We start from the raw sequence: 9,860 nt of genomic DNA, 5'->3' as shown, positions 1-9,860 counted from the left end.
TCACCTCTCCCGCTGGCACGGCGGACACCATGGAAACGCTGGCTCCTGTAGACCTGGACCTGGATACGCTCAGAAAGGTCGTGGAGAAAGAGGGTGGATGCGTGGCGTGGGGCGGCGCGATGCACCTCAGCCCCGCGGACGACATCTTCGTGCGTATTGAGCGTGAACTGGATATCGACACGCAAGGACAACTGATTGCCTCGGTGTTATCCAAGAAGATTGCAGCAGGGGCGACCCACATCGTGATCGATATTCCGGTTGGGCCAACCGCAAAAGTCCGCAGCCGGGAAACTGCCGAGCATCTTGCGCATCACCTTTCGGAAGTCGCCGCGTCATTTGGCCTTGTATTGCGTTGCCTGTTTACAGACGGGAATCAGCCTGTCGGCAGAGGTATCGGCCCGGCGTTGGAGGCGCGCGACGTGTTGGCCGTATTGCGCAACGAGGCGGATGCGCCGCAAGACCTATGTGACCGCGTGGCGTTGGTGGCGGGCGCGGTGCTTGAGCTTGGCGGCGTCGCCAAAGAAGGGGAGGGACTTCGGTTGGCTCATGAGACGATCAGCAGTGGCCGCGCGTGGGAAAAATTTCAGAGAATCTGCGCGGCTCAGGGGGGATTTCGTGAGCCGCCCCAAGCTCTCTATGTCGAACCGCTTTTGGCAACCACTTCAGGCCGAGCAGTACACATCGACAACCGTAAGCTTTCTCGTTTAGCCAAATTGGCCGGTGCGCCTGAGAGTCCAGCCGCAGGGATTCAATTGCAGGTGCGCTTAGGTGACGAGATAACACGCGGACAACCATTGATGTTTTTGCATGCGCAAACCTCTGGAGAGATGGCCTATGCACTCGCATACGTACAAGGCATTGGGGACATTGTAAAGATTGAACCTTAGCGCCGTGGATAAACAGGGCTCTTGAATGCTCGGTCAAACACAGCCCGGCCTCTCGTTTGGAAAAGTTGAACGCCTACATCTCATGCTCAAGAACATATGAAAAAACATCGCTTAAAAGAAGTTTTCAACCTGCATCGCGTGGAGCAAACAGAAGGAGGTCGTCAGCGCCTGAATAGGAACATTGCTCATGGAACTGCGGCACCTGCGTTGCTTTATCGTTTTGGCCGAAGAACTTCATTTCACACGGGCGGCTGAGCGTCTTCACATTGAGCAACCTCCTCTGTCCCGCGCCATCAAGGAGCTTGAGGACGAGTTAGGCGCTGTGCTCTTCGACCGGGACCGCCGGGGCACCCGACTGACCGCTGCGGGTGCCGTGTTCCTGCAGGACACTCGCCGGCTATTCACCGTCCTGGAGCAGGCCCGCGAGAACGTCAAGGCTGTCGCGGCGGGCTTGCGAGGCAGCCTGCGCATCGCCGTATCCGACGGCGCGCTCGATCCCCGGCTGTCGGCGTTTCTAGCCCGTTGCCGTGCCGAAGAACCCGAGATCGAGATACGGATGTCCGAAGTGCCTTTGGCCGAGCAGTTGCGCGGCCTGCGCTCGGGCGACTTCTGCATCGGATTCGCTCATACCGCCGACGTCGGTGATGGCATCGTCGCCGAACCTATCTGGCAGGACCCGCTGGTGGTCGCCTTGCCAGCCCGGCACGCACTGCTCGTCCACAAGGAGGTTCCACTCCATGAACTCCGGGGGCATCCTCTTGTCCTGTGCGATCCCCAGGTGTGCGAAGGCTACTGCCGCGAGTTGGCGCGCCTCCTGCAGACCCAGGAACACAAACTGAATGTCGTTGAGGAGGTTTCCTCGCTGGACATGATGCTCACCTTGGTCGGTGCCGGCTACGGCGTGGGCTTCATGACGGCGACCAAGATTCCGGTCAGCCAGCGACCGGACGTGGTGATCCGTCCATTGGCGCTGGATACAGCCGTGATCACCACCTACCTGCTTCGACTCGAAAGCAGCAACTCATCGGCTTCGCTGGTGCGATTTATCGACCGCCTCCGGGACCCTTCGAGCGACTGACGCAACGGACCGCACCACTTAAGATTGGGCATCGGCACGAAGATTGCGTTCCGTTGCACTCATCAGCTCTGCCGCACTTATTGATCCGGCACGGTTTATTGCAGAATCCCGATGCCGTTCAACTTGAGCCCGTCGAGGGGCTTCGACACCTCAGCCCGAGCAAGGTTTACGAATAAAGCCTGCCGGATCAATATGCTGAGGGCAGCGGAGATTTTCAGTATCAATGCGAGCGTGGGCATGTGCTCCCCACGCTCGATCTTGCCCATATGCGAGCGAGCTATACCAGCCATGGACGCGAATTCATCCTGAGCGACTCCCTGCGCCAAGCGGGCAGCACGCACCGCTTGGCCGAAGGCCAGTGCCGGCTCGGCTTCATAGGTGGTTGTGCCAGGGGGGCGGCCCGGTTGAACGCTGCGCTTCTGCATCACCAGAAGCGTCGATCAATCGACCGAATTTAACCACGTTAAAGATATCTCTTTTGGCTATCATGGTGGCTCACCTTTTTGATCCGATCGCTTTGTGGGGGCTCTCATGCACGACGCCACCAGCCAGTTTTCCTTTTCCAATTTCAGGCTTGCCATAGCGCCTGGCGTACCGTCATCGCATCTTTCGGCATTGCTTGCGTTGCAGCGTGCGGAAGAGCCGGAAGTCACCATTTCGTTTCATGAGGTCACAGCCGATGATTTGATTGCGGGACTTCGGGAAGGCCGCTACGACGCGGGCATGACGCTTGAAGGATCGAGCGATCCGTCGCTGAAAAGCCAACCTCTATGGACCGAGAACATGGCCGTCGCCATGCCGTTGCGCTTTCCCTTACTTGACCAGGCGAAGCTCACGATCGCCGAACTGTTGGACTACTCCGTCTTTCGCTGGCCTGCAGAGAATTGCCCTTTGCTGGATCAGCGGCTGCCTTCTCTTCCCGCGGTGAGTCAACAGAACATTCAGCGTGTCTCTTCCTTCGAGATGATCGCGCTATGGGTCGCTGCCGGCTACGGCGTCGGGGTATCCGCGCAACCGCGCATTGAGCATGCGCAGGGATGGGGCATTCACACACGGCCGCTGTCTGACGGACCCTACGAGATCGTGACCCACCTGCAGCGGCCCTGCGGACAAGCCGACGTTGTTTCAGAGCGGTTCGAGCGCAGAGCACTGCAGGTCGCCAAGAATGCTCCAACCTAGTCGAGTGCCAATGTCCTCGTTCTGCGTCTTCAGTTCAAGGTGCTACACGTGCATTAGGCATTCCACTCGCCAAGCAGCAGACATCACTCGCGCTCTATGACACGGAGCAGCGCCGTTCTACGCTTCGACATGGGGCCAAACGCCTTCGTGACCCCTTCAACGGGTTTCCCTGCCTGCAATGAGTCAAGGATGTCAGCCCAGTCCTGCATGATTACCTTGCGGGACTCCACAAACTTCGTGTGATCGTAGGGCGCGCGCGATGAGTCCTTGCTCTTTTTGGAATGAGCGAGTTGAAGATCGACCCGCTTCTCCGGATATCCCAACAGTCCAAGGATCGTCGTTGCGGTCGAGCGGAAGCCATGGGACGAAAACCGTCCGCCATAACCCATGCGCTTGAGTGCTTGATTGAGCGTCGTTGCCGACATCACTTGTCCCGGCTTTCTGTAGCTCGGGAACAATACTTTGCCGCCGCCAGTTAGAGCATGTAGTTCCCTAAGAGCGGCCACCGCCTGCCGTGACAGGGGAACCAGATGGGGGCGTCGCATCTTCATGCGCTCGGACGGAATCGACCACATGGCGTTGTCCAGGTCGAACTCTTCCCAGGAGGCCTTGCGCAGTTCTACGGTGCGCACGTAGGTCAAAGCCATCAGCTTGAGGGCGAGGACTGTCGTCTGGTAACCCCCTTCGTTGTCCACACGATTGAGAAAGTCCGGGATCTCTGCCCATGTCAACGGAGGGTTGTGGCGGACCTGAGGGCGCTTGACCAGTCCCTTGAGCAAGGCGGCAGGATCGTATTCGCAGAGACCTTGGGCAGCCGCATAACTGAAGATTTGCCCACACCACTGGCGGATGAGGATCGCCACAGTCTTCGCGCCACGAGCCGCCACATCCTTGATGATGGGGCGCAGATGTGGAGCCCTGATGCTGCTGATCGGCAACTTGCCAATCCGGGGGAAAACATCCTTCTCAAGGTAGCTGGTGACCTGGTTGGTGTAGTACTCGCTCCAGTGAGCATTGCTGACGATCCACTCCCGAGCAACGGTCTCGAACGTGCGTTCGTATGTGTCGGCCTGGAGGGCGATCGCCGCCTTTTTCTCCACGATGGGGTCGAGGCCCTTCTTGACCAACGCCTTTGCCCGGTCCCGTTCCGCACGGGCTGCCTCCAGCGTGACCTTTGGGTACACCCCGATTGAGTACACCTGTTCAGCGCCGCCCAGCCGGTAGCGGTACCACCAGAGCTTGGAGCCGTTGGGCTGAACGCGCAAAAAGAGGCTGCCTCCGTCCCGGAGTTGGTACACCTTGGGCCTGGGCTGCGCCGTTTCCACTTTGCGCGCCGAGAGAAGATTGAGTGCTGTGAGTGCCATGTGTATAACGCCTCCAGTTTGGCCCGTTACACACTCCATTACACACATGAGCACTGGATTTGTCCAGCTTTCAGAATCGCTCGATGGACGATCAACCCTTTAAAAACATAGACTTAGAGTTGTTCCATGGAGGTTGATAGACGCCAGTAGACCTCAATCGTAGTTATCGATCATCAGCAGCATGACGAGGCATCCTTTCGCTGGGCGCCGAAGCCCGCACGGGCCGACGCGTTGACGTGTTCTGGCTGGCTGCCGGCCCGGCGCAGGAGGGCGCGGGCCCGGCAAATGTTTGTAACCTTGGTTACCGACAGGCGGTCGGCGGGTGTGGAAAGATCGGGCCGCATTCCAACAACACCCGAGGAAGAACGATGAAAACCACTCGCACCCTGCTGATCGCCGCCGCCGTGGCCGCCGCCTCCACCCCCGCTCTGGCCGGCGACTGGAAGTTCATGCCGATTCTGGACAAGGGCTACGCCCCGAACTTCGTGGCGTCGGTGACCGGCGGCATCATGGACCCGCAGCACGCCAAGAGCGGCGACGCCTGGGGCCTGGAGCTGGCCATGAACTGCGGCCTGCTGCAGACGCCCACTGGCGTGGTGCGCACCAAGCTGTCGGTGAACAAGTTCGACAAGAACGGGCTGGACCTGACCACCGTCGAACTCAACCCGCGCTGGACGATCCCCCTCACCCGCGACATGAGCTTCGGCGTGGGCCCCGGCATCGGCTGGGTGAAGGCCGACGCGGGCAACCGCACCGTGGACATGTTCGCCTGGCAGGTGGGCGCCGATCTGGACTACCGCATCGGCCAGCTCAACCTGGGCCTTGGCGCGCGCTGGCAGGACACCGTGGGCAAGACCGTCGCCGCCGGCCAGCAGGGCGCCGACAACTGGCTGGTTCAGGCCAAGGTGGGCATCGCGTTCTGACCCCCTCGCCCGCCGCGCGACACCAGGCCGCCTGCGGGCGGCCTTTTGCAGGGTGCTCACAGCGCGGTGTCGAGGCCGGCTTCGGCGATCTCGGCCGCGCGCAGCATGGCGCGGGCCTTGTTCTGGGTTTCCTGCCACTCGGACTGGGGATCGGAATCGGCGACGATGCCGGCGCCCGCCTGGACGTGGATCATGCCGTCCTTGACCACCGCGGTGCGGATGGCGATGGCCAGATCCATGTCGCCGTGGAAGCCCACGTAGCCCACGGAGCCGGCGTAGATGCCGCGCTTGGTGGGTTCGAGTTCGTCGATGATCTCCATCGCCCGCAGCTTGGGCGCACCGGAGACCGTGCCCGCCGGGAAGGTGGCGCGCAGCACGGCCAGGGCGTCGAGGCCCTCCTTGAGCTTGCCCTCGACGTTGGAGACGATGTGCATCACGTGGGAGTAGCGCTCGACGGTGAAGCGCTCGGTGACCTTGACGCTGCCGGTGGTGGCCACGCGGCCGCAGTCGTTGCGGCCCAGGTCGAGGAGCTGGAGGTGCTCGGCGCGCTCCTTCTCGTCGGCCAGCAGCTCGGCCTCGAGGGCGAGATCCTCGTCGTGGGTGGCGCCGCGCTTGCGGGTGCCGGCGATGGGACGCACGGTGACGTTGCTGTCTTCGAGGCGGACCAGGATCTCGGGCGAGGCGCCGACCACCTGGAACTCCTCGAAGTTGAAGTAGAACATGTAGGGCGACGGGTTGAGGCTGCGGATCGCCCGGTACAGGGCCAGCGGCGTGGCGCCGAAGGGCTTGCTCATGCGCTGGCTGAGCACCACCTGCATGATGTCGCCCTCGACGATGTAGTCCTTGGCCCGCTGCACGGCGGCCTTGAAGGCCTCTTCGCCGAAGCTGGACACCGCCTCGGTGGGCGCGGCGCGCTGGTCGGCCGGCACATTGACCGGCTCGCGCAGGCGGGCGAGGAGTTCCTTCAGGCGCTTCTGGGCGCGCTTGTAGGCGTTGGGCACCTCGGGCTCGGCGTACACCACCAGGGTGAGCTTGCCGGAGAGGTTGTCGACGATGGCGATCTCTTCGGAGAGCAGCAGCAGGATGTCCGGCGTACCGAGTTCATCCGTCTTTTCGGTCTTGGCAAGGCGCGGCTCGATGTAGCGCACGGTGTCGTAGCCGAAGCAGCCCACCAGGCCACCGGCGAAGCGCGGCAGGCGATCGCGGGGCGGCACCTTGATGCGCTGCATGAACTCGCCCACGTAGGCGAGCGGGTCGCCGTAGTCGCGGCGTTCGACGAGCCGATCGTTGGTAAGCAGCAGCACGGTGCGGCCGTGCACTTCGATGCGCGTGGGCGCGGCGAGGCCGATGATGGAGTAGCGGCCGAAACGCTCACCGCCCTGCACGGATTCGAGCAGGTAGGTGTTGGGCGCGTTGGCCAGCTTCAGGTAAACAGAGAGGGGGGTGTCGAGATCCGCAAAGGTTTCGAGCGTAACCGGAATGCGGTTATAGCCCTGATCGGCCAGGGCCTGGAATTCGGCTTCGGTCATGGAGACTCCGGAAGGACATGATGCTTTTTCGCGAGGGTATCACGAGGGCTGCTCGTGACTGGTTCGGACGGGGCTCAGCAGCCCAGCCATGACCGGCCGCCGCATCCACCGGGGGTGGGGATACGAACGGCAGGGAACTCCTGTACGAAAGTCATGCGCTTCGGGGTCACGATGGGATCGGGGTGGTCCGATGGGTCAGCGGATGCGCGGGAGCGCATCGACGAGGCTGGATAGTAGCCCGTCGCAATCGATGCTGTCCACCGGCATGCCTTCGCTGTAGCCGTAGGTCACGAGCAGCACCGGCATGCCGGCGGCGCGGGCGGCTTCGGCATCGTTGGCGGAGTCGCCGATCATCAGCGATTCCGCCACCGTCACACCCAGCAGCTCGCAGGCGTGGATGAGGGGCGCGGGGTGGGGTTTCTTGTCGGGCAGGGTGTCGCCGCTCACCGTGGCGCCGAAGTAGCCCGCGATGCCCATGCGCGCCAGCAGCGGGCCGGTGAAGGCCGCCGGCTTGTTAGTGACGCAGGCCATCGCCACGCCCTGGGCCTGCAGCGCCGCCAGCGCCGGCACCACGCCGTCGTAAATCGTGGTGGCGAGGCCATTGACCTCGGCGTAGTGGCGGCGGAAGGCGTCCACCGCCACGGCGATCTCGGCGTCGCTGGCGGTGCCGTGCTCGGCCAGACAGCGCCGCACCAGGTTGAGCATGCCCTTGCCGACAAAGGTGCGGATGGTGTCGATGGAATGGGGCGCGCGGCCCAGCTCGACCATCATCCGGCGGCAGGCTTCGGACAGGTCGGGGATGGAGTCGAGCAGGGTGCCGTCCAGATCGAACAGCACGGCGCGCACCGGGCGGCCAGGGGCGTGGGCAGTCATGGCAGGGCGAAGCGTGTGAAACGGAAGCCGCGCAGGATACGGGAGATCACCGGGCGGACGCCAGCGCGCCGCGCCGCCAGCCGCCCACGGCGATGGCCACCATCAGCAGCGCCACCGGCACCGCGGCCAGCAGATTGACCCGCTCCCAGCCCAGCCCATCCACCAGCCGCCCGGCGAACAGCGTGGCCAGCGTCACGGTGAGGAACACCGCGCTGTCGTTGAAGGCCTGCACCGTGGGGCGCTCCTCGTCGCGGCAGGTGTCGGTGAGCAGCGTGGTGGCCCCCACGTAGAGGAAGTTCCAGCCCACGCCCACCAGGGCCAGCGCGATGCCGAAGTCGCGGATCGCGTCGCCGCCCAGCGCCCAGGCGATGCCGGCCAGGTTGAGCGCCCCGCCGCCGAACATCGCCGCGGGCGCCCCGAAACGCCGGATCAGCGCACCGCTGACGAAGCCCGGGGCGAACATCGCCACCAGATGCCACTGGATGACGGCGGCGGTGGCGTCGAAATCGTGCCGGGCGCACAGCATGGCCAGCGGCGTGGCGGTCATCAGCAGGCCCATTGCCCCGTAGGCGATGGCGCCGCCGGCCACCGCCAGCCGGAAGCGCCCGTGGCGGGCGATCTCCACCAGCCGACGCGGCGCGCGGCCGGCCGGCGCGGGCCGGGGCGTCGGCAGGGTGAGGCGCGACCCGAGCAGCGCCGCCAGCAGGGCCACCCCCACCAGCGCCGCGAAGCTCGCCACGAAGGGCGTGGCGGCCAGTTCGCGGGTGTGGCGGGCCAGCATCGGCCCGAGAAAGGCGGCCAGCACCCCGCCGGCGAGGGTGAGCGAGATCGCCTGCCCGCGCTGGGACGGCGGCACCGCCTCGGCCGCGGCGAAGCGGTAGAACTGGCTGGCCGCGCCCAGCACGCCCACCCCCAGGCCGGCCAGGGCGAAGAGGGCGAAGCTGCGGGTGGCGACGCCGGCCATCGCCAGCGCCAGCCCCACGGCACCGATCAGCGCGCTGGCGACGAACACCGGCCGCCGCCCCCGCCGCGCCGACAAGCGCGCGAGGGGGTGCAGCGCCAGCACGGTGACGAGGTACTGGACGGCCAGCGGCAGGGTGGCCCAGCCGGGCGAGGCGGCGAGATCGACGCCGATCAGCGCCGAGGAGGACAGCATCAGGCTGACGACGGTCATGGCCAGCGCCTGGGAGAGCGCCAGCAGGAGGACGTTGCGGTTCATGTTCGGCTCCGGGGTTTTGACGCACCCATCGTCGCCGGCTAGAGTGAAGGCGTAAACGACGCAGATCCCTCGATTCATGCCATGACCCGCACCATCCGCATCCTCGTCTTCCCGGGCTTCCAGATCCTCGACGCTGCCGGCCCCCTGTCGGCCTTCGAGGCCGCCAACGAGCTGCAGCCCGGCGCCTACGCGCTGGAGGTGGTGTCGTGCGCCGGCGGGGCGGTGGCCAGTTCCTGCGGCGTGGCCTTCGCCACCCAGCCCTTCCAGGCGGACCAGCACCGCCTCGAACGCGCCGACACCCTGGTGGCGGTAGGGGGCGACGGGGTGTACCCGGCCAGCCACGACCCCGTGGCGGTGGATTACGTGCGCCGCTGCGGCGCCCGGCTGCCGCGGGTGGCCAGCGTGTGCACCGGCGCCTTCCTGCTGGCCGCCGCCGGGCTGCTGGACGGCCGCCGGGCGACGACCCACTGGGTGCGCTCGCGGGCCTTCGCCGAGCGCTTTCCTCAGGTGCGCCTGGAGCCCGACCGGATCTACGTGCGCGACGGCGCGGTGTGGACGTCGGCGGGGATCACCGCCGGCATCGATCTGGCCCTGGCGCTCATCGCCGACGACCTGGGCGAGGCGGTGGCGCGCCACGCGGCGCGCAAGCTGGTGGTGTACTTCCGGCGGCCGGGCGGGCAGTCGCAGTTCTCGCAGCTGGCCGAGCTGCAGCCGGCGGACGGGCGTTTTGCGACGCTGCTCGACCACATCCGCAGCCATCTGGACGAGCGGCTGGACGTGGAGGCGCTGGCCGGGCTGGCCCACATGA

General features: G+C 64.8%; 9 protein-coding genes and 1 pseudogene. 5 read left to right on the top strand and 5 right to left on the bottom strand.

Annotated elements, in window-relative coordinates:
* Positions 1-887: pseudogene (locus ACE3N6_RS18480) on the top strand (thymidine phosphorylase); the annotation flags it as partial.
* 187 nt (positions 888-1,074) lie between these two features.
* Complete coding sequence (locus tag ACE3N6_RS18475) at positions 1,075-1,965, top strand: LysR family transcriptional regulator (protein WP_003050005.1); 891 nt, start codon at positions 1,075-1,077, stop codon at positions 1,963-1,965.
* Between the two features lie 95 nt (positions 1,966-2,060).
* Here ACE3N6_RS18475 and ACE3N6_RS18470 read toward each other — a convergent pair whose 3' ends face one another.
* Entirely contained in the window at positions 2,061-2,390 is a 330-nt protein-coding gene (locus ACE3N6_RS18470) for a helix-turn-helix domain-containing protein (protein WP_374247293.1), read from the bottom strand.
* A gap of 106 nt (positions 2,391-2,496) precedes the next feature.
* On the opposite strand from ACE3N6_RS18470, the gene ACE3N6_RS18465 reads away from it, so the two are divergent.
* On the top strand, positions 2,497-3,144 hold the full coding sequence (locus tag ACE3N6_RS18465; RefSeq protein WP_374247292.1) for a substrate-binding domain-containing protein: 648 nt from the start codon (positions 2,497-2,499) through the stop codon (positions 3,142-3,144).
* 83 nt (positions 3,145-3,227) lie between these two features.
* On the opposite strand, the gene ACE3N6_RS18460 is transcribed toward ACE3N6_RS18465, so the two are convergent.
* On the bottom strand, positions 3,228-4,508 hold the full coding sequence (locus ACE3N6_RS18460; RefSeq protein ID WP_003060765.1) for an integrase arm-type DNA-binding domain-containing protein: 1,281 nt from the start codon (positions 4,506-4,508) through the stop codon (positions 3,228-3,230).
* A gap of 368 nt (positions 4,509-4,876) precedes the next feature.
* Between ACE3N6_RS18460 and ACE3N6_RS18455 the strand changes: the two genes are divergently transcribed.
* Positions 4,877-5,431, top strand: coding sequence for a hypothetical protein (locus tag ACE3N6_RS18455; RefSeq protein ID WP_374247291.1), 555 nt, complete (start codon positions 4,877-4,879; stop codon positions 5,429-5,431).
* A 56-nt stretch (positions 5,432-5,487) separates the two neighbouring features.
* Here ACE3N6_RS18455 and trpE read toward each other — a convergent pair whose 3' ends face one another.
* The 3 genes from trpE to ACE3N6_RS18440 form a co-directional block, all read right to left on the bottom strand.
* On the bottom strand, positions 5,488-6,960 hold the full coding sequence (gene trpE / locus ACE3N6_RS18450) for an anthranilate synthase component I (RefSeq protein ID WP_374247290.1): 1,473 nt from the start codon (positions 6,958-6,960) through the stop codon (positions 5,488-5,490).
* A gap of 195 nt (positions 6,961-7,155) precedes the next feature.
* On the bottom strand, positions 7,156-7,833 hold the full coding sequence (locus ACE3N6_RS18445) for a phosphoglycolate phosphatase (protein WP_374247289.1): 678 nt from the start codon (positions 7,831-7,833) through the stop codon (positions 7,156-7,158).
* A 46-nt stretch (positions 7,834-7,879) separates the two neighbouring features.
* A complete protein-coding gene (locus ACE3N6_RS18440; protein ID WP_374247288.1) occupies positions 7,880-9,052 on the bottom strand; it encodes an MFS transporter in 1,173 nt (390 codons plus the stop codon).
* 81 nt (positions 9,053-9,133) lie between these two features.
* Here ACE3N6_RS18440 and ACE3N6_RS18435 point away from each other — a divergent pair.
* A partial coding sequence (locus ACE3N6_RS18435; protein ID WP_374247287.1) for a GlxA family transcriptional regulator occupies positions 9,134-9,860 on the top strand: 727 nt, incomplete at its 3' end.

The sequence above is a fragment of the Zoogloea sp. genome (genome assembly GCF_041904905.1).
Lineage (GTDB): Bacteria > Pseudomonadota > Gammaproteobacteria > Burkholderiales > Rhodocyclaceae > Zoogloea.
Note: the sequence above shows the minus strand (reverse complement) of the source record. Positions and strands in the feature narration are given on the sequence as shown.

What these genes read in the sequence shown, in the direction of transcription:
- ACE3N6_RS18475 (WP_003050005.1), top strand. Translation starts at nt 1,075, where the DNA reads ATGGAACTGCGGCACCTGCGTTGCTTTATCGTTTTGGCCGAAGAACTT.
- ACE3N6_RS18470 (WP_374247293.1), bottom strand. Translation starts at nt 2,390, where the DNA reads ATGCAGAAGCGCAGCGTTCAACCGGGCCGCCCCCCTGGCACAACCACC.
- ACE3N6_RS18465 (WP_374247292.1), top strand. Translation starts at nt 2,497, where the DNA reads ATGCACGACGCCACCAGCCAGTTTTCCTTTTCCAATTTCAGGCTTGCC.
- ACE3N6_RS18460 (WP_003060765.1), bottom strand. Translation starts at nt 4,508, where the DNA reads ATGGCACTCACAGCACTCAATCTTCTCTCGGCGCGCAAAGTGGAAACG.
- ACE3N6_RS18455 (WP_374247291.1), top strand. Translation starts at nt 4,877, where the DNA reads ATGAAAACCACTCGCACCCTGCTGATCGCCGCCGCCGTGGCCGCCGCC.
- trpE (WP_374247290.1), bottom strand. Translation starts at nt 6,960, where the DNA reads ATGACCGAAGCCGAATTCCAGGCCCTGGCCGATCAGGGCTATAACCGC.
- ACE3N6_RS18445 (WP_374247289.1), bottom strand. Translation starts at nt 7,833, where the DNA reads ATGACTGCCCACGCCCCTGGCCGCCCGGTGCGCGCCGTGCTGTTCGAT.
- ACE3N6_RS18440 (WP_374247288.1), bottom strand. Translation starts at nt 9,052, where the DNA reads ATGAACCGCAACGTCCTCCTGCTGGCGCTCTCCCAGGCGCTGGCCATG.